Source organism: Streptomyces sp. NPDC127084, assembly GCF_042724175.1.
In the GTDB taxonomy this organism is placed as follows: Bacteria; Actinomycetota; Actinomycetes; order Streptomycetales; family Streptomycetaceae; genus Streptomyces.
In genome coordinates, this window is record NZ_JBHXFA010000026.1 from 19488 (window position 1) to 39208 (window position 19721).

Annotated in this window: 18 protein-coding genes, 1 tRNA gene and 1 pseudogene; 7 read left to right on the top strand and 13 right to left on the bottom strand. The window is 70.7% G+C overall.

The window, feature by feature from the left end; all coding sequences use genetic code 11:
- Positions 1-91: 91 nt before the first annotated feature.
- The 8 genes from ACFWI9_RS09075 to ACFWI9_RS09110 form a co-directional block, all read right to left on the bottom strand.
- Positions 92-559, bottom strand: coding sequence for a hypothetical protein (locus ACFWI9_RS09075; protein WP_387160106.1), 468 nt, complete (start codon positions 557-559; stop codon positions 92-94).
- Between the two features lie 220 nt (positions 560-779).
- Entirely contained in the window at positions 780-959 is a 180-nt protein-coding gene (locus ACFWI9_RS09080) for a hypothetical protein (RefSeq protein WP_387160107.1), read from the bottom strand.
- A 464-nt stretch (positions 960-1423) separates the two neighbouring features.
- The gene (locus ACFWI9_RS09085) at positions 1424-1543 is read right to left on the bottom strand and encodes a small ribosomal subunit Rsm22 family protein (protein ID WP_387160108.1); all 120 of its coding nucleotides are present in this window, start codon (positions 1541-1543) and stop codon (positions 1424-1426) included.
- A 34-nt stretch (positions 1544-1577) separates the two neighbouring features.
- A complete protein-coding gene (locus ACFWI9_RS09090; protein ID WP_387160110.1) occupies positions 1578-1763 on the bottom strand; it encodes a DUF1427 family protein in 186 nt (61 codons plus the stop codon).
- On the bottom strand, positions 1760-1921 hold the full coding sequence (locus tag ACFWI9_RS09095; protein WP_387160111.1) for a DUF1427 family protein: 162 nt from the start codon (positions 1919-1921) through the stop codon (positions 1760-1762). Before ACFWI9_RS09095 ends, ACFWI9_RS09090 begins: the two co-directional genes overlap by 4 nt.
- A gap of 270 nt (positions 1922-2191) precedes the next feature.
- Positions 2192-3034 (bottom strand): DAPG hydrolase family protein, encoded by an 843-nt coding sequence (locus ACFWI9_RS09100; RefSeq protein ID WP_387160113.1) that lies wholly within the window; start codon positions 3032-3034, stop codon positions 2192-2194.
- Positions 3031-4356 carry an FAD-binding oxidoreductase gene (locus tag ACFWI9_RS09105; RefSeq protein WP_387160149.1) on the bottom strand — a complete coding sequence of 442 codons (1326 nt, stop codon included), beginning with the start codon at positions 4354-4356 and terminating at the stop codon, positions 3031-3033. Before ACFWI9_RS09105 ends, ACFWI9_RS09100 begins: the two co-directional genes overlap by 4 nt.
- Before the next feature lie 685 nt (positions 4357-5041).
- Positions 5042-5194 (bottom strand): hypothetical protein, encoded by a 153-nt coding sequence (locus ACFWI9_RS09110; protein WP_387160115.1) that lies wholly within the window; start codon positions 5192-5194, stop codon positions 5042-5044.
- A gap of 118 nt (positions 5195-5312) precedes the next feature.
- Between ACFWI9_RS09110 and ACFWI9_RS09115 the strand changes: the two genes are divergently transcribed.
- The 3 genes from ACFWI9_RS09115 to ACFWI9_RS09125 all read left to right on the top strand — a co-directional run bounded on the left by ACFWI9_RS09115 (position 5313) and on the right by ACFWI9_RS09125 (position 6863).
- On the top strand, positions 5313-6059 hold the full coding sequence (locus ACFWI9_RS09115) for an IclR family transcriptional regulator (protein WP_387160117.1): 747 nt from the start codon (positions 5313-5315) through the stop codon (positions 6057-6059).
- Between the two features lie 42 nt (positions 6060-6101).
- On the top strand, positions 6102-6440 hold the full coding sequence (locus ACFWI9_RS09120) for a hypothetical protein (protein ID WP_387160119.1): 339 nt from the start codon (positions 6102-6104) through the stop codon (positions 6438-6440).
- A 108-nt stretch (positions 6441-6548) separates the two neighbouring features.
- Entirely contained in the window at positions 6549-6863 is a 315-nt protein-coding gene (locus tag ACFWI9_RS09125) for a hypothetical protein (protein WP_387160120.1), read from the top strand.
- 117 nt (positions 6864-6980) lie between these two features.
- Here ACFWI9_RS09125 and ACFWI9_RS09130 read toward each other — a convergent pair.
- Together ACFWI9_RS09130 and ACFWI9_RS09135 are read right to left on the bottom strand one after the other, a co-directional pair.
- Positions 6981-7054, bottom strand: a tRNA-Pro gene (locus ACFWI9_RS09130).
- A gap of 52 nt (positions 7055-7106) precedes the next feature.
- On the bottom strand, positions 7107-9761 hold the full coding sequence (locus tag ACFWI9_RS09135; RefSeq protein WP_387160121.1) for an ATP-binding protein: 2655 nt from the start codon (positions 9759-9761) through the stop codon (positions 7107-7109).
- 113 nt (positions 9762-9874) lie between these two features.
- Between ACFWI9_RS09135 and ACFWI9_RS09140 the strand changes: the two genes are divergently transcribed.
- Entirely contained in the window at positions 9875-10369 is a 495-nt protein-coding gene (locus tag ACFWI9_RS09140) for a DUF309 domain-containing protein (RefSeq protein WP_387160123.1), read from the top strand.
- Here ACFWI9_RS09140 and ACFWI9_RS09145 read toward each other — a convergent pair.
- From ACFWI9_RS09145 to ACFWI9_RS09155, 3 genes and pseudogenes are all read right to left on the bottom strand, one after another.
- Positions 10359-10715 (bottom strand): lactate utilization protein C, encoded by a 357-nt coding sequence (locus tag ACFWI9_RS09145; RefSeq protein ID WP_387160151.1) that lies wholly within the window; start codon positions 10713-10715, stop codon positions 10359-10361. The two genes, ACFWI9_RS09140 and ACFWI9_RS09145, sit on opposite strands and share 11 nt — an antisense overlap.
- A gap of 408 nt (positions 10716-11123) precedes the next feature.
- Positions 11124-12545, bottom strand: a pseudogene (locus ACFWI9_RS09150) (LutB/LldF family L-lactate oxidation iron-sulfur protein); the annotation flags it as partial.
- Positions 12546-12553: 8 nt separating this feature from the next.
- The gene (locus ACFWI9_RS09155) at positions 12554-13282 is read right to left on the bottom strand and encodes a (Fe-S)-binding protein (protein WP_387160124.1); all 729 of its coding nucleotides are present in this window, start codon (positions 13280-13282) and stop codon (positions 12554-12556) included.
- A gap of 233 nt (positions 13283-13515) precedes the next feature.
- Between ACFWI9_RS09155 and ACFWI9_RS09160 the strand changes: the two genes are divergently transcribed.
- From ACFWI9_RS09160 to ACFWI9_RS09170, 3 genes are all read left to right on the top strand, one after another.
- Positions 13516-13881: a DoxX family protein gene (locus ACFWI9_RS09160; RefSeq protein WP_387160126.1), complete on the top strand. Its 366-nt coding sequence runs from the start codon at positions 13516-13518 to the stop codon at positions 13879-13881.
- A gap of 745 nt (positions 13882-14626) precedes the next feature.
- On the top strand, positions 14627-16462 hold the full coding sequence (locus ACFWI9_RS09165; RefSeq protein WP_387160128.1) for a S8 family serine peptidase: 1836 nt from the start codon (positions 14627-14629) through the stop codon (positions 16460-16462).
- Positions 16463-16588: 126 nt separating this feature from the next.
- Complete coding sequence (locus ACFWI9_RS09170; protein ID WP_387160130.1) at positions 16589-19675, top strand: AAA family ATPase; 3087 nt, start codon at positions 16589-16591, stop codon at positions 19673-19675.
- The last annotated feature ends 46 nt before the right edge of the window (positions 19676-19721 follow it).

Sequence of the window (19721 nt, forward strand, 5' to 3'; positions counted from 1 at the left end):
AGGCTCGCAGCCACCCAACTGCGGTCTGCTGCCGTCGCTGCCTTCGCGTGGAAGAGACTGGGGTGGTACGTGGCCAGCGGAGCGGGCGAAGTCACTGCCACCACCTCGGGGAAACACCGACGTCGGTGGACCTGTAATCGCCGATTCGTTCCAGTCGTTGTATTGGTCGCAGACCTTCGTCCGGCACCAGTTCATGGAGCCTGTCCACCAACCACTGCAACTTCTCTCTGGATGTCATTTCAGAGTTGGGGACCAATTGATCCAGCCGTCCCCGAAGGGCGTACAGCTTCGACCGTGCGGTCCGCCTGTTAGCTGTGATCAGCTGAGAGGAGGGGACAACTCGAGCCAGCCGTTCAAGCCTCTCGTCCGGACTCAACGACGGATCGGGCAGCAAATGGATTAGCCGCACCGAGAGATCCGTCAGTTCCTCCACGACGTCCTCAAAATCGTCCTCAAACGGGACTATGTAATCCTCGTCCGTGAATGGCTTGCATCGCGCCACATCATCTCTTGGCAGGAGCGGATCAAAAGTTACATCAATTCGCACCGGCTTCTTCACGGCTTCTCCGTTTCGATTCACGGTCGCTACCAACCAGGATTCCATCAACCCCGTTTACCACGAGGGTTAAATCGCGAGGGCTGCGGTGGGGAAACCCTCACCACAGCCCATCTACCGAGTCCAGTTCGCCGACATATTCTCGTCAGGTAACCCGGTTAATGCGTTACAGAAGATCCAGACGCGCCTGTGACAATGCGGTCCGATTAACGGTTGAAACCGACTACTTCGGAGCGTCGGTGACGATATGGTCCAGACGGCGGGTGAAGGCGGCCACCTTGGGGGCGTCGGTGACGATGTGGTCCAGACGACGGGTGAAACCGGCCACCTTGGGAGCGTCGGTGACGATGTGGTCCAGACGACGGGTGAAGGCGGCCACCTTGGGCTCATCCTGGTTCGACATAATAAGAACTCCTCCTTGTTCGATTGAGTTCCGCAGGAAACGCGAAGGCTCCGGCGCTACCGCCAACACACGACGAGAGTCGCGGAGTCGTTCCGCCTCCCGGAACGCCCTCACCTTTTCGCAGAGAGAAGTCCAGTGCATCGTGGAATCTACGTAACCCGACTACGTAGGTGCGTGAAGGCCCCGCAGTGATATCCATTTTGATCATGGAATGGGCTGAAGAGTGAGGAAGGCGGCGGGGCCGACGGCCGTTGGCGGTGTTGGCTCAGCCGGCGGGGCGGAGGGCCGCGCGGACGATGTCGCGCGCGGCGGTGAGATCGGGCCGCATTGTGGAATGGGTGCCCGAGCGGGACGCGGGCAAGCCGTCCGGGGAGCGGGAGGTCTACCGGGTGGAGGACATCCACACCCTGACCGGGCCGCGCAAGCGCGACCCGGTGCCGGCCGTTCAGCACGGGAAGGGTCGGCTACGTGGCCGGCGGCGGCCACTGGGCACCCCAGCCCGTGTCACGGGCCTCGCAGTACAGCGCGCCATGACGCTTGGTGACCGTGGTGCGGTGCAGGGTCCCGTCTTCGGAACAGTGCACCAACGTATGGAGTGATCGTTGAAGGCTGGTTGCCTCAGTCGCAGCATCCAATGCGGCTCATGACCCCTCGCATACCACGTTCGCCGAGGAGAAGGCCCAGCAGCCCGGTGAGTGCCACCCACGGCGGTGCCGGTGAGGCAACTCCGAACAACTGGTACAGGGCACCGGCCAACACACCAGTCAGCGCGGACGCGAGGTGGAGCCGGACGGTGGGCGTCATGTAAACCATCCCAGTGTCACTTGGCCGACGAGCATGCCGGCCAGCCCGGCGAGTCCGTACAGCGGCGGGGCAGGCGACTTCACCCGCAGCAGGCCGTACATCGCCCCGACCAGCGCGCCCGCGAACAGGGCCTGGGCGTACGAGGACATCGCATTCATCGGTTTCCCCTCCAGGCCACGTCGCAACCCAGAGAGGAGGGAGGGAGCGCCCGGCGGAAAGTGTCCGGGCCCTGCAGGAGTCGGTCTACCGGTATCGAGCGCACGATGGAGATGTCGCACACCACTCGGAAGGCCATGGGCACTGTGAGCCCTCGTACTCCATTGGGTTCAGGCATGGGAGACCCCCTTGAACCACATCGGTAGGCAGGTGGCGGTGTTCGGCGGTGGTATGTCGGTGCGGCCGTGGTGCTGTGATGGGGCCATGTGGGGTCAGTCGTTCCTGAACCGTTCGTGGATGGCGGGGAGGAAGGACGCAAGGTGGGCCATCTCCTGGGCGCAGTGGACCATCAGGTCCGTGGCGCGCTGCGCGTCCATGGCGGCGACCCTTCCAGCGATGGCGGGAAGTGCACGGGAGCGGCCCGGCTTCCCGGTACGGAGGGCGGCGTGTCTACCCCCGACCCAGAATCGGGACCGCATCTCGGCTCCGTCCGGGGTACGGCGGACGTGGTGCAGGAGATAGCCGGCATCGATCGGTTGGTTCGACAGACCGACGCGGGCGCAGATCGCGGTGGCCTCTTCGGGATCGGCCAGGGCGTCTTCGTCCAGGCCGAGTTCGTGTGGCGGGACGAACCGGATGGAGGCATGGGTGAGTCGGGAGCCGAGGTACTCGTCCACGAAGGACGTGCGTCCTACGTAGGTGCGGAGGCCGTGGTGGACGTCGTCGTCCGCCCACTGGGCGGACACGTGCGCGCGGGGGTGCCACAGCTTGTACTTGCGGGTGTCGTCGCCGTGCCAGGAGAACCACCAGTCCCACATGGCGGGAGTCACGCCGGGCATCAAGGTGTGCACGGCGACACGCATCGAGCCGTCGGGCAGTAGTGCGTAGCCTGTCTCCGTCGCCTCCCGTTCGGTTCGCAGCAGCGAGCCCGCGTCCTCCAGCGCGGTGAGCAGGTCGCCGGCCTGCGGTCCGGAGTTCACGGCGGCGGCCACATGCGGGGCGAGGGGAGCCATCGCGGGGTTGAAGAACGCCGCGAAGGGAGTGGCGATGTCCTCGGCCGTCCGGTAGCCGAGGTGGGGTTCGGTGGGCCGCACGGGGCGGCGGCGCAGAGTCACAAGCGCCCCATCCACGGGTGGAAGCGGCCCTCGGGGTCGTAGGCAGCGCGAGCCCGGTCCAGGCGTTGCATGGCAGCGTCGGTGGCGAAGCGGGCGGGACGGCGGCCGAGGTTCTCGTCGGCCAGTTGGACGCCGCTGGCCTGTGGGGCCATCGCTCTCATATGGGTCTCAGCCCAGCCTGCGTAGCGGTGGTCGTCGGCCGCGTCGGACCAGACGGTGTACAGCGCGAGGTAGATGTCGTCCTCCATGGAGTACGCCATGTCCTGACGCTTCGGTGAGGGACCCCAGTTGAGCCAGAGGAAGTGCGAGGGAGCGGGCGGCAGTGTCTTGGAGATGCGCCGCAAGCCAGGGAGCAACTCGTCGAACGGTGCCGAGGTCCACATGTTGTCGGTGGCGTAGCGGTGGGCCTCGGGGTAGGCGTGCGTGACCGCCGCGTACCAGTCGGAGAGCTGTGCGGGGGCGTACGGCACTGCGATCAGTGCCCGGTCACGGACGGGGCAGCTCTCCAGCAGGCTCAGGGCCTCACGCGCCTCCTCCTCGGAGTCCGCGAACACCGGGGAGGCGATGACGATCGCGGGCCCCTCGATGCCGAGATCCGGGAAGGCTGCGGCCATGACGATCTGCATCTCCACGCGACGGTCGACATGCGGCCCTATCGCATGAGCCCACCGGTACACGTTCTCCATCAGTTCGATGGGGTAGACGTACAGGCTCGAACCGCACACGGCAGGCTTCGGGTATACGCGGACGTGGAACCGTGTGACCACTCCGAAGAATCCGGGGCCGGCCCCGCGAGCCGACCAGTACAGCTCGGCGTTGTGCGACGCGTCCGCATAGACGAGCTCGCCGTCGGCAGTGACGACGTCGATGCCGGCGACGCTCTCGCAGGCGGGGCCGAACACCCGACCGTTCCAGCCGTAGCCGCCCTGGAGGAGGTACCCACCCACGGCCACGCCCTGGCAGTGGCCCGCAGGGAAGAAGAGACCCTGCTCGCCGAGGATCGCGCACATCTCATGGCCGTGGCGGCCGGGGCCGACGGTCGCGGTCATCGACTCACGGTCGATCTCGACGGTGTCCATCCGTGACACGTCGAGCAGGAGGCCGCCGTCACGCACGTGATTGGCCGCCCAGCTATGGCCACCGGAGCGGACACCCACCCGCATTCCGTGGTCCTTGGCGTAACGGATTGCAGCCTGCACATCGGCCACGGAGGAGGCCTGCACGACGAGATCGGGGAACCGGTCCGGCACCCTCGCGTTCCAGACGGTAGCGCGCCTGGCCTCCTCGTAGCCATCGGTTCCGCGCTCGAACACCCTGCCCATGGGAGTCACGCCCACCTCCTTGCTTCGGATCCGCGATACGGATCCTGAGATCTGCTAAATGGACTATAGGCAAGTGCTCTCGTCTACGCCAGGCTCATCCGTGTGCCGACCCCGGCCGCTCGTTACCGCCATCGCGCGCCTGTCCGCCTTGTGCGTCAAGAGCAGCGCGCCTGTCGTCGCCCGCCAGAGACAGGGGCTGGTGCCGCATCAGGCATCGTGCGCCCCGTCGCGACGCCCGGCACGGCGACTCGCGGCGTTGCCGCATCAACCCAGCGGGTCCACCCCGAAGCCGATCTCCCCCTGCCTTCGGCGGGGGGATCCCAGCGCCCGCGATCGCGTCCCCTCGGCCCTTGCGGCCTGGGGAGACCCCACCCCCTCGACCCACGAGGCCCGGGGAGAGACCCCACCCCCTCGACCCACGAGGCCAGGGGAGAGACCCCACCACCTCGACCCACGAGGCCAGGGAGACCCCATGCACCGGACGCCGCTCCTTGACGGGCGAAATCACCCGAAACGGCACCGACCTGCCGATCGGTCGCGTTGAGCGACTCGGGGAGCGCACTGTCCGTACTACTGCCACCGCGCTCACGCCCTGGAGCGCACCAGCCGCGCGGCACCGTCCTCTGCGGCACTCTCAACCATCCGCCCGCCGGCCGGGCAGGCGGCCGGCACCCGCTTCCCGCATTCAGTTGCGCAGCGTCTCCGGGTTCATATCCGCGCGGCGGCGATCTGCCTCGGCCGGGGACTTGTGCACGGCAACCACGCCCCCCTGGAACTTTGCCGGGTAGTCCGCCATGATCACGACATGCTTCTTTGCCAGAACCTCAAGATCCAGCATCTCGAGGACCCAGCATCGGACTGAGGGCCCGTTACCCTCGCCCGGCCACCAGGACTGGCCATCCGCCGAGTTCCACAATACGGACTTTTCGATCTCCCATACGGGCTACGCTGAGGATATGTCTTCCTTCCCAGACTCCAGCCGCCCCGGTATTCAGGTAATCCGCCGCGCCGCCCGCGTACTCGAGGCGGTCGGGGCGCGCAACGGCGTGATGCGGCTCGCCGACCTCGATGACGCCGTCGGGCTCGCCAAGACGACAGCCCACCGCATCGTCGGAGCGCTGGCCACGGAGCGGCTGCTACGCGTCGACGCGGACGGGCGACTGTGGCTGGGCAGCGCGCTGGGCGCACTCTCCGGCGCCGCCGCCGCGGGGCTGGTGAACGAACTCCGGCCATCCCTTGCCGAGTTGCAGGCGGCGATCGACGAGACGGTCGACCTGTCGGTGTTGGAGGGAGACGCGGTGCGGTTTGTCGACCAGGTGCAGAGCACTCAGGCGCTGCGGGTGGTCTCGGCGATCGGCGCCGCATTCCCCCTGCACTGCACGGCCAACGGCAAGGCGTTCCTCGCGGCAATGCCGGAGGAGCAGGCAGAGCGGCTGCTGCAGCGCCCGCTGGGACGGTTCACGCCCGCGACAGTCACCTCCGCGGCCGCGGTCCTCGACGAGCTCGCGCAGATCCGGGCCTCGGGAGTCGCGTTCGACCGCGAGGAGCACACCACAGGCATCGCCGCCGTCGGGGCGCTGGTGACCCGCGACGGCGTTCCGTTCGCCGCCATCTCCGTGCCGGTGCCGGCCGAGCGCTTCGCCGAGCGGGAATCCGAACTGGTCCTGCACCTGACGGCCATCTGTCGGACCGCTTCCACCTGAGCCTGCTCGGGTAACGTCGCCGCACTCGATGTACTGCGCGGCATGGTCAAGGAACCGGAGACCCTCGAAGCCTTCCTGACCGAAGTGGACCAAGCCGCAGGCGCCGACCGCCACCTCGACGGCGCCATCGCGCGGCTGCGCAACAACCTGGGCGCTCTCAGCGATCCGGAGATCGCCCAGATGTGTGCCCGGCGCCTGGTGGAATCCATGGCACTCATCCTCCAGGCCTCACTCCTGGTTCGGCACAGCCACCCGGCAGTCGCCGACGCCTTCTGTCGCTCCCGCCTCGGCGGCGACTGGGGCAGCTCATTCGGCACCCTGCCCGCCGGACTCGGCCTTGCCACCATCATCAAGCGTGCCACTGCCAAGGAAACGGCCTGACCACACGCCGAGCAGCCCGCCCTGACATCCTCAGTCTCTCCGGGCGGGCCGGGACCGCAACGCGCTGGCTCTCCAAGGACATCGTCTCCACCGTCCTGTCCCCGGGCGATGGACGACGAAGCCCGCTGGGACACCGCCCGCCGCCTGCTGCACGACGACACCCTCAAGCCCGAAGGCCGCTGTGCACGGCTTCTGTTGCTCCCCTACGCCCAGTGGCCCGCGGCGATCTCCCGGCTCACCAACCTGATACAGGTCCGCAGCGCGCCGGGGACCCACGCGGAGCCTCACGGGCGGGAGGCATTCAGAGAGTTCCCATACCCGACTCCACCACTACACCCCGACGTGCACAAGATCACCGCCGCCGGTGCCGCCTTTTCGGCCCACCTCAGCGTGCTGCGGGCGCCACTTCCTTGCCGAGCCTGATCGTGGTTGCCGCGCTGACGCGGTCAAGGCGAGTTGGTCCCCAACTGGTCCCAAAAACGATCAAGGGGCCGTTTCAGACTCACTCTGAAACGGCCCCTGACCTGCGACTTCGCAAAGTCGGGACGACAGGATTTGAACCTGCGACCCCTTGACCCCCAGTCAAGTGCGCTACCAAGCTGCGCCACGTCCCGATGCGCCTCCGTCGGGGCTGGGCCCCGGCTGTGCGCGCGGAACAAGATTACCTCACTCCAGAGGCCGGATGGACGCACACGCCTCCCGGGCGCGTGCCGCGAGGGAGGCGGATCCGCAGGTGGTGGCCAGATCGGCGGCTCGGGTGAGCTCGCGCGGGGAGCGGATGGCAAGACCGTACTCAAAGCGGGCCAGAGCGTGTTCGTACCCGGCCGGGGACGCCTCCAGGTGGCGGACCGCGCGGGCGAGCAGCGGGATGGCTTCCGCTTCGGGAGCCAGCGCGGCGGCGCAGCGGAGGGCTTCCCCTATGGCCGTGCCCGTGCCGAAGCGCTCGGCGTGGGCCCGGGCGCGGGTGGCCAGCTGGGCGGCGCGGGCCGGGGATTCGGCGGCGACGGCCCGGGCCAGGTCGGCCGACCATGGGGCCCAGACGCCGTTGTGCCTCCCTCGGCTTTCCAAATCCCCTCCGCCTGCTTCCAGTTCGGCAACCGCCTCCTTGGTGTGCCCGGTCGCCAGCAGCAGTCGTCCGCGTACGCTCGGGCCGTCGGGTATCACGATGGCGTTGGGGTAGGGCGGCCGGAAGGCGTAGTGCTCCGCCACCGCTTCCGCTTCGGACGTCTCGCCGCGTGCCAGCAGTGTGTCGATGAGCAGGCCCCCCGAGATCCAGTGCACGGGCAGACCGCTCCCTATGCGATCGGCGAGCCTCAGGCCTTCGCGCAGGAACGACTCGGCCTCGGGGAGATTGCCCCGGCGGCGGTGGACAAGGCCGAGCAGGGTGTGTGCGAAGGCCAGGTGGGCACCGCTCCAGCCGCTGATCTCGTACGCCCTGACCGCCTCGGTGAACAGCTCCTCCGCGTGGTCGAGCCGGTCGGTGTAGGCGTAGCTGATACCGGCGAGTGCCGGTAGTTCGAAGCCCCACTCGGTGTCGGTCCAGCCGAGACCGGGCGCCGGGCGCCCGTCGACCAGGGCCCGGTCGCACAGTTCGACGACGAGTTCGGCGTCCTCGCCGCGCAGCATCGCGTCGAAGGCGCGGATGGTGAGCAGGGCCCGCTCGGCGTTGTCGCGGCCTTGGAGCCGGTCGGCGAGTTCCGCGAGCCGGCGTGAGCGCGCCGGCCCGTCGTGTTCCCTGGCCTGGGTGCCCTCCCACAGGAACTGAGCGGCCTGGAGCCGCATCCGGGCCGGTCCGGGCGGGGTGTCGGCGGCCTCGGCGGCGAGGGTGACGGCCGCTTCGTTGAGCTGGTCGTTGTGGGCGAGCGCCTGTGCCAGGCGGTAGGTGGCGTCGACGCGGAGTCCGCGGTCGAGTCCGGGCAGCTCGAGGGCCTGGCGCAGATGCCGGATGGTGGTGGGCGGGGAGGTCAGCAGGGTGGCGCAGCCGAGTTCGTACAGCACCTGTGCGCGGACGCCGCTGCGCGGCGGTTCCTGGAGGGCTCGTTCGAGGCAGCGGCAGGCCGCCTCCGGCGCACCGACCGCCAGATGGTCCCGGGCTGCCTCCCTCAACTGCCGGACGACGTCCTGGTCGTCGTCGGGGTGCACTTCGAGCAGATGGCGGGATGCGGCGGCGGAGCCGAGCCCGGCTTCGGTGACGGCCCAGGCGGCGCGGCCGTGCATGGCGGTGCACAGGGCCGGCGGGATGGCGCGGTAGACGGCGGTGGCGATGAGGGGGTGGACGAACTCGAGCGGGTCCGGCCCGGTGACGATACGCGCCTCACGCAGCCGCTCCGCGCATGCGGCGGCCTTTGCCGGGGGCATTCCGGCGAGGGAGGCCGCGAGGTCGAGGGAGATGTCCGTGCCGAGGATGGCGGCGGCCCAGGCGAATCTCGTGGCGTCGGTCCCGAGCCCTTCGAGTCGGGAGACCAGCCCGCTGCCGCGTGCCGTGGCACCGAGGACGCGCAGCTCACGGGTGCGGGGCCCGACGGGTTCAAGGCCGTGGTCCTGCACCTTGGCGATGAGCTCGACCGCTTCGTACGGGTTGCCGTGGGTGACGGTCCACACTTCGCGGCAGAACGCGTCGTCGGCACCATCGCCGACGGTGGCCCGGACGAGCTCCGACACGGCGTCGGCGGTCAGCTCGCGCAGCGGGATTCGCAGGCGCGCCGCGGCACCCGCGGTGTCCAGAAGTACGGACGAGGCGTCGGGCGCGTCTTCCGGGCGGTGGGCGATGACGATGAGGAGCGGGAGCGTACTGAGCCGGGTGGCGAAGGAGACCAGCCAGCCGAGGGATTCGCCGTCCGACCAGTGGGCGTCGTCGACGAGCACCACGAGGGGGCGCTTGCGCAGCCGCTCGGAGAGCGCGGTGACCACCCGGTCGAGGCCGTCACGTACACCCTGGGGGTCGGCGGGCGTGCCCGACGGTGCGGCAATGCCGAGTGCGGGCGCGGTGATGTCGTACCAGTCGCCGAACAGCTCGCGTGCCTCGTCCGGTGCCATGCCGCTGAGCGCCGGCTGGAGCAGCTGCCGCACGACATGGAACGGCACGGAGGTCGCGGTCTCGCTGCCGCGCGCGGTGCGGACGGTGCAGCCACGGGCGGTCGCGATGCCGCTCACCTCCGCGAGGAGGGAGGTCTTTCCGAGGCCCGCCTCACCGCTGTAGATCAGCAGACCGCCGGTGGCGCGTTCCGACCGCAGTGCCTCGACGGCGCGCGCAGCCGCCGCGACTTCCGGTTCGCGCTCCAGGAGCGCAGTACGTTCACGGTGTTGCGCCCGGTACAGCATGGGCGACCTCCCCTCCCCACGAGGTGTCAGATGGCTGAGAGTAGTCCTGTCGCGCCCACGGCGGACACGGTTCCGGTGCAGCCCACCGCGCGAGTGACAATCGAGGCGTGGAAATGACGCCGAGAGACCGCGATCCCGAGGGCCGGGCACGCAACGCGCGCCCCCGTGACGGCCTCGGGCGCCCCTTGCCGTACGGGGCGGAGGGAGTCCCCCGGCAGCCGGAGGGACTGGTGCGCGCACCGCGGGAGACGCTGGTGGAGGCTCAGCGGCTGCTGGACGCGGGGATGCCGTTCCATGCCCATGAGGTGCTGGAGGATGCCTGGAAGTCGGGTCCCGAGGAGGAGCGCGCGTTGTGGCGGGGGCTCGCGCAGCTCGCGGTCGGGCTGACGCACGCCGCACGCGGCAATGCGAGGGGCGGCGCGGCGCTGCTGGCCCGTGGGGCGGAGTCGGTGGCGGCGTACGCGGATTCCGCTCCGTCCTCAGGACTCCATGGTGTCGACACGGCGGGCCTCACCCGCTGGGCGGGCGCACTGGCGCGGGAGCTGCGCCGGGACGGGGCCGCCGTCCCGGCTGCGGAGCGCGCTCCGCGGCTCCGCCTCAGCCGGTGACGATCACTACTTCCAGGGTCCGCGGGCCGTGGACGCCCTCGACCCGGTCGAGTTCGATGTCGCTGGTGGCCGACGGCCCGGAGATCCAGGTCATCGGGCGGACCGGGTCCAGTTTGGGCAGCGCTTGGGGCAGCGCCGCGACGACCTGCTCGGGGGCGCGTACCACGCAGATGTGGTGGTCCGGGATGAGCGTGATCCGCCGCCGCCCCTGATCGGGGCCGCCGTCCAGCACGATGGTGCCGGTTTCGGCGATGGCGAGCGCGCAACCCGTGACGACGCTGTCGACGGTGTCGAGTTCCCGTGGGGTGAGGATCGCGCGGTCGGCGACGATGGTGAGGTCCGCCACCGCCGCCAGCCAGTGAGCCGGGAGGGCGGGTGGTGCGAGGACGGTACGGGAGCTCCGCGCGGCGAGCAGTTCCGCCAGCAGCGCGGGAAGGCCGTGCCGGTCGGTGCGGTGGACGATCGCGCGGTAGTCGGCGAGGTTCTCGTGCAGCAGTTCGATGAGGGCTGCCGGGTCGCCGGGGGCGTGGGACTCCAGGTAGTCGCGGCGTACACCGACCGCGTCGGGGGCGTAGGGCGTCTCGCGGACGGCGGCTCTGATCCGCGCGAGGATCTGCTCCCGTGTGCCGCCGCCGTGGCCGCCGGAGGCGGCGGGAGCGACGGGGGCGGAGCGCTCGGGGCCGGCCGGGCCCTCCGCTCCCCGACGACCTCGCTCGGGGCAGGCCGGGTTCTCCGCTCCCCCGGTGCTCGGCGCACGGTGTTCGCGCCACCAGTCGCGGAAGGGCTCCGCGGGTAGTCGGGGCAGATCGCGGTCGGCCGTCCAGGCAGCGGCCCCGGGCGGCTGCGCCGGGTGGAAGCGGCGGGTCCTGGCGGCGAGCCGCTCACTCGCGGCGAAGGCCGCCGGATGGTCGAGGAGCCAGCCCGCCGCCCTGAACGCGGCTTTCTCGGCGCGGTGCCCAGGGCCGCCCCGTCCCACCACACGCTCGCGCAGATGGACCAGGACTTCGGGGATGTCGATGGCGACGGGGCAGACGTCGTAGCAGGCCCCGCACAGTGAGGAGGCGTACGGCAGGGAGGCGTCGATCTCGCTGGAGGTACCACGCAGTTGGGGCGTGAGGATGGCGCCGATGGGACCGGGATACACGGAACCGTAGGCGTGGCCGCCGACGCGTTCGTACACCGGGCACACGTTCAGACAGGCCGAGCAGCGGATGCAGCGCAGTGCCTGGCGGCCGGTCGCGTCGGCAAGCACGCGGGTGCGGCCGTTGTCGAGGAGGACGAGATGGAAGGCACGCGGGCCGTCGGCGGTCGCGGGGTCCGCCGCTCCGGTCCACATGCTCGTGTACGGGTTCATCCGTTCGGCGGTGGAGGAGCGCGGCAGCGTCTGGAGGAAGACCTCCAGATCGCGCCAGGTGGGCACGATCTTCTCGATCCCGACGACGGAGATGAGGGTTTCGGGAAGGGTCAGACACATCCGCCCGTTGCCCTCGGACTCCAGCACGACGAGGGTGCCGGTCTCGGCGACCATGAAGTTCGCCCCGGAGACGCCGACTTCGGCCCGCAGGAACTTCTCACGCAGGTGGAGTCTGGCCGCTTCCGCCAGCTCGGCGGGGCTGTCTCCGAGCCCTTCGGGGGCAGGGCGGCCCCAGTCCCCCATGCGCCGCCGGAAGATCTCGCGGATCTCGCGGCGGTTGCGGTGGATCGCGGGCACGAGGATATGGGACGGAAGGTCGTCCCCGAGTTGCACGATGAGCTCGGCGAGGTCGGTCTCGTAGGCCGCGATGCCCTCGGACGCGAGGTACTCGTTGAGCCCGATCTCCTGGGTGGCCATGGACTTGACCTTGACGACCTCCGTCTCGCCGGTGGCCTTGACCAGGTCGGCGACGATCCGGTTCGCCTCGGCCGCGTCTGCCGCCCAGTGGACTGTCCCGCCGGCCGCTGAGACGTTCTCCTCAAGCTGGACCAGATATTCGTCGAGCCGGCTCAGCGCCAGGTCCTTGATCTGCCGCCCGGCCGCACGCAGCCGGGCCCAGTCCTCCAGCTCGGCCACGGCTCCGGCGCGCTTGTCGCGGATGGTACGGGTGGCGTGCCGCAGGTTGGCGCGCAGGGTCTCGTCACCTACTGCTTCGCGTGCCGCCTCCGGGAACGAGGGCATCCCGAGGAACGCACCGCCCATACCGGCGCTCATACCGCCGCCCCCTCTGCCGTTCCCTCCGTCGCGGCGAGGATCTCGGCGATGTGCAGGGACCGCATGGGCGCGTCCGCACGACGGAGGATGCCGTCGAGATGCATCAGACAGGAGTTGTCACCGCCGCACAGCACCCCGGCCCCGGTCGCCTGGGCGCTGCGCACCTTGTCGCGCCCCATCGCGGTGGACACGGCGGCGTTCTTGACGGCGAAGGTGCCACCGAAGCCGCAGCACTCCTCGGCACCGGGCAGCTCCACGAGGTCCAGCCCCGAGACGGCTTCGAGCAGCCGCCGCGGCCGGTCACCGAGACGGAGCAGCCTCAGCCCGTGGCAGGACGGGTGGTAGGTGACCTTGTGAGGGAAGCAGGCGCCCACGTCGGTGACGCCGAGCACATCGACCAGGAACTCGGTGAGTTCGTACGTCCGCGTCGCGAGCGAGGCCGCGTCCGCGCCACCGAGTCGCGGGTAGTGGTGCCGAAGCATCGCCGCACACGACCCGGACGGTGTGACGACATACTCGTACCCCGCGAACGCCCGCGCCGTACGCCGCACGAGCCGTTCCGCCTCGTGCCGGTAACCGGTGTTGAACTGCGGCTGCCCGCAGCAGGTCTGCGCGGCCGGGAAGTCGACCTGGACGCCAAGACGTTCGAGCAGGCGTACCGTGGCCACTCCGGTGGAGGGGTACAGGGCGTCGTTGACACAGGTGACGAACAGGGCGACGCGCATGGGCGGAGGATATGCCGGGGCGCTACGGCACACCAGGCACACCGGGCCCGGGCGAGCCGGACTCGCGAGTCTCCACGGCCATACTCATATGCCGTGAGCGGCATGCTGCCCGTCGAGAGGGGCAGCGCCGGGTAGGCCGGGATGATCGCGTACCTCCTGCGCGGCTGTGCGCCGGATCAGTAAGGCTTTGGCAGGGTCATCGCCCGGAAGAAGCCGGGGAAGGCTGGATTTTGATGGATACCGTACGAATCGTGATCTCGCTGCTGCTGGCGGCACTGCTCGCCATGACCGGTGGCGGCAAAGTCCTGGGCGCCGGCAAGTCCGTCGAGGTGCGTGACGCCCTTGGACTGAGTCCGGCACTGTGGCGCCTGATCGGCGCGATGGAACTGTCGGGAGTGGCCGGACTCGTCGTCGGCATCTGGCTTCCCGTCCTCGGGGGCGCCGCTGCCGTGGGCGTGGTTCTGCTGATGATCGGGGCCGCGGGTTCACGGCTGCGCGCCTCCGACGCCGGGGTGCGCGGTCCGGCCGGTCTCGTCACCGATGCGGTGGTCGCCGTCCTCGCCGGTGTCGTGGCGGTGCTCGGGTTCGCCGCCGCTTGAGCCGCCGTCCTGACCGGCCTCCATGGTGTGCGGTCTCCGTGGCGGATCGCTCATCCATATCCCGGCCCCGGCACGGTCAGCGTCGGCAACCCCTGGGTCTTCGCCCGGCCTTGACACCCTGAACCGGCGTCCCGGACGGGATCGCTCTCGGGTACGGTGCCCGCCCTGGCTCACGGGGCCGGGCTCGACGTCCGGCCGCGCCCCGATCGGCCGCCCGCCCTCAGGACACCAGGGGCCTTACCCCCGCCACCGCGAGCCGTCCGCCGCGCCCCGGAGCGGGCCCGTCCGGTGGCAGCCGGCCCGCGGACCAGGCGTCCGACCAGCACCGGAATGCACATCGTGACCTCGGGCGACGGCACAACGGACGGGATTCCGCTTGCCCGGCCTCTCCGGAACAGGGCCGCACCCGCGACGGGGACTCCCTCGCGGCGACGCCGCCGGGCCCTGCCGGGAGTCCCCACTGTGGGTCCCCTGTGAGGCAAGGGTTTTCCCCGTATCGAGTTCATCTCGCCGTTCCCTACTGTCTGCCGCACCGGCGATTCCCGGTCCCTGATCAGTGAATGTCAGGGGCATGTAAACGCATGTGAACACGGTGTTTCGTCCGGTGGCGGCTCTCGACCAGGAGCCGTCGTGCCGGCGGCGGCGCAACGGGCGATGGAGCCCGGGAACCACGGGTCGCACCCCCACAGCGAACCGCGGTTCCGCGCCGTCCGTCCGATCCCCAGCTTCCTGGAAAGGGAACACCTTGAACGGTTCCGGACGGAGATTCATATCCGTCGTTGCCGCGACCGCCACCATCATCGGTGTCGCCGCCACCTCCGCCGTGGCGTTCGCCGCCGCCCCGGTGGGCACCTCGCCGCAGCCCGCACCGGCCACGCAGTCGCTGCCCAAGCCGCCGACCGCGCCGGTCGAGAAGGTCATCGTGACCTACAAGACCCAGGCCACCGAGGCGAGTTCCAACACCGCCGCCAAGAGCGACGCCGCCGCCAAGGCCTCCGAGACCGGTGAGAAGCTGGCCTTCGAGCGCCGACTCGCGGGCGGCGCCGCGCTCGTCGACCTGGGTGGCGCCGCCTCCAACCAGGACCTCGGCGAGGTCATGGCCGCCTTCCGCGCCGACCCCTCGGTCGCGTCCGTGGAGCCGGACATCCGCGCCTACCCGATGGCCATCACGCCCAACGACACCCAGTACGCCGCCCAGTGGGACCTCTTCGCGGCCACCGGCGGTATGAACGTGCCGACCGCCTGGGACAAGACCACCGGCAGCGGTGTCACCGTCGCGGTCATCGACACCGGTTACGCCACCCACACGGACCTGGCCGCCAACATCGTCTCCGGTTACGACTTCATCTCCGACTCGGCCGACGCGCGTGACGGCAGCGGACGTGACAGCAACCCCAAGGACGAGGGCGACTGGAACGCCACCGACGGCGAGTGCGGCGTCGGCTCCGAGGCCAGTGACTCCTCCTGGCACGGCACGCATGTCGCCGGCACCATCGCCGCGGCGGCCAACAACGGCAAGGGCATCGCGGGTATCGCGTACAACGCGAAGATCCAGCCCGTGCGCGTGCTCGGCAAGTGCGGCGGCTCGTCCTCCGACATCGCCGACGCGATCACCTGGGCCTCCGGCGGCAGCGTCCCGGGTGTCACCGCGAACCCGACCCCGGCGAAGGTCCTGAACCTCAGCCTCGGCGGCTCCAGCTCCACCTGCCCCACCGTCTACAAGAACGCGATCAACGCCGCGGTCGCCCGCGGCACGACGGTCGTGGTCGCGGCGGGCAACGAGAACTCCAACGCGTCCGGCTCCACCCCGGCGAACTGCCCCAACGTCATCACCGTGGCGTCCACCAACCCTGAGGGCAGCCGCTCCTACTACTCCAACTACGGCACCACCGTCGACATCGCGGCGCCCGGCGGCGAGACCCGCCGCTCGACCGACACCCCCGGCACCGTCACCACCCCCGAGCGTGCGATCCTGTCCACGCTGAACTCCGGTGACACGACTCAGTCGACCGAGAACTACGAGCCCTACCAGGGCACCTCGATGGCCGCTCCGCACATCGCCGGCCTCGCGGCGCTGCTGAAGTCCGCGAAGTCCTCGCTGACCCCGGCCGAGATCGAGGCCGCGATCAAGGCGAACGCCCGCACGCTCCCCGGTACCTGTTCGGGTGGCTGCGGCTCCGGCATCGCCGACGCGGCGAAGACCGTGAACGCCGTGCTCGGCACCGACACCGGTTCCGGCGCGACCTTCACGAACAGCACCAATGTGACGATCAACGACAATGCCACCGTGTCGTCGTCGATCAGCGTCACCGGCCGCACCGGCAACGCCCCCGCGGCCCTCAAGGTCGCCGTGGACATCAAGCACACCTGGCGCGGTGACCTGGTCATCGACCTGGTCGCTCCGGACGGCACCGTGCGCAGCCTCAAGACCTCCTCGGGCTCCGACAGCGCCGACAACGTCCTCACGACGTACACGGTCGACGCGTCCAGCGAGGTCGCCAACGGCACCTGGAAGCTCCAGGTGCGCGATGTGGCCTCGGGTGACACCGGCTACATCGACAGCTGGGGTCTCACTTTCTGAGACAATTGACCGAAGGCCATATTCGCTGGTCAGGGGCGCGTTCGCGGGCGTAAGCCACGGGCGCGCCCCACCGCTTTCCGGGTACAGTCCTGTCCGCATGCCGGACACCGGGCATGGACTGGGACGATGGGCTTCGTATCCTCACTGCACACGTGCACGAACGGGCAGGGGGCTCGCAGGCCGGAAGGGGGTGGTGGGTGCGTGTCGTCAGCTCAGAAGCGCACTGCGCCCGTCGGCCGGGCAGAAGTCATCGAGCGCCTCGAAAGGGTGCTGCACGCGCGCGGGCGTGCCCTGCTCACCGGATCGGCGGGGGTCGGGAAGACCGAGGTCGCCCTGGCCATCTCCGCACGCGCCCAGGCGCGCGGTGAGACCGTGCTGTGGCTCGCCACCCTCCCCGGCGACCGCGCCATCCCCGGTGCCACCGCCGCCGCACTCGTCGCCTCCGTGTCCGCGACACTGTCCCCGGCCGGGCAGCTCGGGCCGCACGGCGCCGAGGCGGCCACCACCGCCGACAGCCCCGCACGGGTCATGGCGGACGCGCCCCGGCCCGCCGATGCCCAGCTTCACGGACTGCCGGGTGCGTCGGGCACGCCCGGTGCGCACGGCGCGGCCTCGGCGCCCGGCACCCCGTACGACGTGCGTGACGGGCTGCCCGGCCCCCAGCGGGACGCCGTCGCCATGCTGTGCCGTGAGGCCCCCGTCCCCGAGGGCGGCTGGGATCCGATCGCCCTGCGCCTGGCACTGGCCCAGATACTGCGCACCCTCGCCGGGCACCGGCCGGTGCTGCTCGTGGTCGACGGCGTACAGCGGATCGACCCCGACAGCGCCGATCTGCTGCGCTTCGCACTCCATCTGGCCCCGCCCACGCTTCGGGTGATCGCGATCGAGACGCCGGAAGCGCACGACCCCGACATCGGCGCCGCCGGGCCCGAACAGCTGTGGGTGCCGTCGGAGGCGGATGTGCTGCTCGTGCCCCCGCTGCACGCCGACGACATCGCCGAGCTCCTCATCCACCACCGGCTCCCGTCCCGGATGGCCGGGCGCATCCACAAGGCCAGCGGCGGCAATCCGCGGCTCGCGCTCGCGGTCGGCCGCTCGCTGGCGGACGCGCGGACACCCGTGCACCACGCGGAGGCACTGTCGCTCTCCGGGCGGGCGCGCGACCTGTCACGGCAGTTGCTGGGGCTCGTGCCACCGGCGGTCCGCGACACCCTGCTCCTTGCCGCGCTCGCGCTGCGCCCCTCCGCGTCGCTGATCCGCCGCGCGGGCCGCCCCACGGCCGAAGCCGACCTGGCCGCTGCGGAACGCGCCGGTCTCGTCCTGCTGACCGAGGACGGAACGGTGGCCTTCCGGGCCGGCATCCTTCCCTCGACCCTGGTGCACGACGCCTGCTGGACCGACCGCAGCGAAGGGCACGCGGCACTGGCCCGGGTCGTGGACGACCCCGTCGAGGAGGTCAGGCACCGGGCGCTGGCCACCGACATCCCGGACGAGGAGCTGGCCGCCGAGGTCGCCGCGGCGGCGGAGAGTGCCCGGCGGCGCGGCAACACCGCCCTGGCCGCCGAGCTCGCGCTGCTCGCCGCCGAGTCGACGCCCGGCCGCAACGGCACCCAGCGCATCGCCCGCCTCGTGGACGCGGCGGAGGAGGCCGCCCGGGCGGCCCGCGCCGACCTGGCGATGCGCGCCGCGACGGACCTGCTGGCACGTGACGCCTCCCCTGGCGAGCGGGTTCGGGCCAGGCTCGCGGTGCTGGACACGGCCGGTCAGGGACTGGCGGGTCTGGACGAGATCTACGCCCACGCGATGGAGGACTCGGAGGGCGACACAGCGCTGCGGGCCGCCGTACAGCTGCGCCTCGCGGTGAAGTACGTCCTGGCCGACGGCGATCCGGTGCGCTCCAGGGCCGCCGCGATCGACTCGGCGGCGCTCGCCGCCTCCGTGGGTGACCGGATGACGGCGGCGAAGGCACTGACCGTCCAGGCCCGGATGGAACGCGTACTCGGCTCACCGGACGAGGAGCGGGTGCTCCAGGCGGCCCGGGAACTGGAGATGGTCGACCGTCCGCTCGGCATCCGCAACGCCGCGCAGATCCTCACGATCCGCCACGCCCTGTTCGATGACCGGCTCCTGGACGCGCGCGACGAGATGAACGCGCTGCTGCCGCTGGTCGAACGGCGCGGCTCGGTCGAGGACGCGATCGAGCTGTTCCGCACCCTCGCGGAGGTCGAGGCCAGGCAGGGCCAGTGCGCTGCCGCGCTCTCCCATGCCGGACGGTCGCTCGCACTGACCCTGGAGGCGGGGCTGTCCCCCGGGCCCGCCTGGTACGCGCTGGCGCTCGCCGAGACGGCGGGCGGCAGCTTCGCCCGCGCGGCGAGCTACGCGCGTCGCAGCGCCCAGGCGTCGGACGAGGAGGGCGACAACATCTTCCTCTCGCGGAGCCTGTACGCGCTCGGCCGGGTCCAACTGATCATGGGGGACGTGAGCAACGCCCTGGAGACACTGCGCCGGGTGCAGTCCGGTGAACAGGCGCAGGCGGCCGTCGATCCGTCCATGCTGCGCTGGCACGAGGAGCTGGCGGAGGCACTGGTCGCGAGCGACTCCCTCGATGAGGCGGCCGCCCTGCTCGCCGAGGTGCGCCCGGTCGCGGAGCGTCTAGGCCGCCGTTCGGTGCTGCTGGGATGCGATCGCGCCGAAGGGCTGCTGCTGGCCGCGGGCGGGAAGCCGGACGAGGCAGCCGCAGTGCTGACCAGCACAGCGGAGAGCTTCGCGACGGCCGGGCTGCCCCTTGAGCAGGGCCGGGCGCTGGTGGCGCTGGCCCGGGTGGAGCGGCGCAGGCGGCGGCGTTCGGCCGCACAGCACGCACTGCACACCGCGGCCTCGGTCTTCGAACGGGCAGGCGCGGCGCCTTGGCTGGCGCTCGCGAAGGAGACGCCGGCCGGTGCTCCTGAACCGGCCCCGGCCTCCCGTGGCGGTGCGCTGTCGTCGCTGACGGAGGCAGAGCTGCGGCTGGCGCAGATGGTGGGACAGGGTGCCAGCAACCAGGAGGCGGCGGCCCGGCTGTACCTGAGCGTGAAGACGGTCGAGGCGCGGCTGACGCGGATCTACCAGAAGCTGGATGTCCGGTCCCGCGCCCAGCTCGCCACCGCGCTCGGTGCGTGGGCGGGCGGGCGTACGAGCCCTCTGCCGACGGACGCCGGACCGGCGCCCACCTAGTGCCGCGTCAGGCACTAGTGAGGCGGCCGGTCCGGCGGCGTACGGC

Coding starts and splice junctions, on each gene's coding strand:
- ACFWI9_RS09090 (WP_387160110.1), bottom strand. CDS start 1,763: ATGACGCCCACCGTCCGGCTCCACCTCGCGTCCGCGCTGACTGGTGTG.
- ACFWI9_RS09155 (WP_387160124.1), bottom strand. CDS start 13,282: ATGCGCGTCGCCCTGTTCGTCACCTGTGTCAACGACGCCCTGTACCCC.
- ACFWI9_RS09080 (WP_387160107.1), bottom strand. CDS start 959: ATGTCGAACCAGGATGAGCCCAAGGTGGCCGCCTTCACCCGTCGTCTG.
- ACFWI9_RS09105 (WP_387160149.1), bottom strand. CDS start 4,356: ATGGGCAGGGTGTTCGAGCGCGGAACCGATGGCTACGAGGAGGCCAGG.
- ACFWI9_RS09120 (WP_387160119.1), top strand. CDS start 6,102: ATGGTCAAGGAACCGGAGACCCTCGAAGCCTTCCTGACCGAAGTGGAC.
- ACFWI9_RS09115 (WP_387160117.1), top strand. CDS start 5,313: ATGTCTTCCTTCCCAGACTCCAGCCGCCCCGGTATTCAGGTAATCCGC.
- ACFWI9_RS09125 (WP_387160120.1), top strand. CDS start 6,549: ATGGACGACGAAGCCCGCTGGGACACCGCCCGCCGCCTGCTGCACGAC.
- ACFWI9_RS09160 (WP_387160126.1), top strand. CDS start 13,516: ATGGATACCGTACGAATCGTGATCTCGCTGCTGCTGGCGGCACTGCTC.
- ACFWI9_RS09140 (WP_387160123.1), top strand. CDS start 9,875: ATGACGCCGAGAGACCGCGATCCCGAGGGCCGGGCACGCAACGCGCGC.
- ACFWI9_RS09170 (WP_387160130.1), top strand. CDS start 16,589: ATGGGCTTCGTATCCTCACTGCACACGTGCACGAACGGGCAGGGGGCT.
- ACFWI9_RS09095 (WP_387160111.1), bottom strand. CDS start 1,921: ATGAATGCGATGTCCTCGTACGCCCAGGCCCTGTTCGCGGGCGCGCTG.
- ACFWI9_RS09135 (WP_387160121.1), bottom strand. CDS start 9,761: ATGCTGTACCGGGCGCAACACCGTGAACGTACTGCGCTCCTGGAGCGC.
- ACFWI9_RS09110 (WP_387160115.1), bottom strand. CDS start 5,194: ATGCTGGATCTTGAGGTTCTGGCAAAGAAGCATGTCGTGATCATGGCG.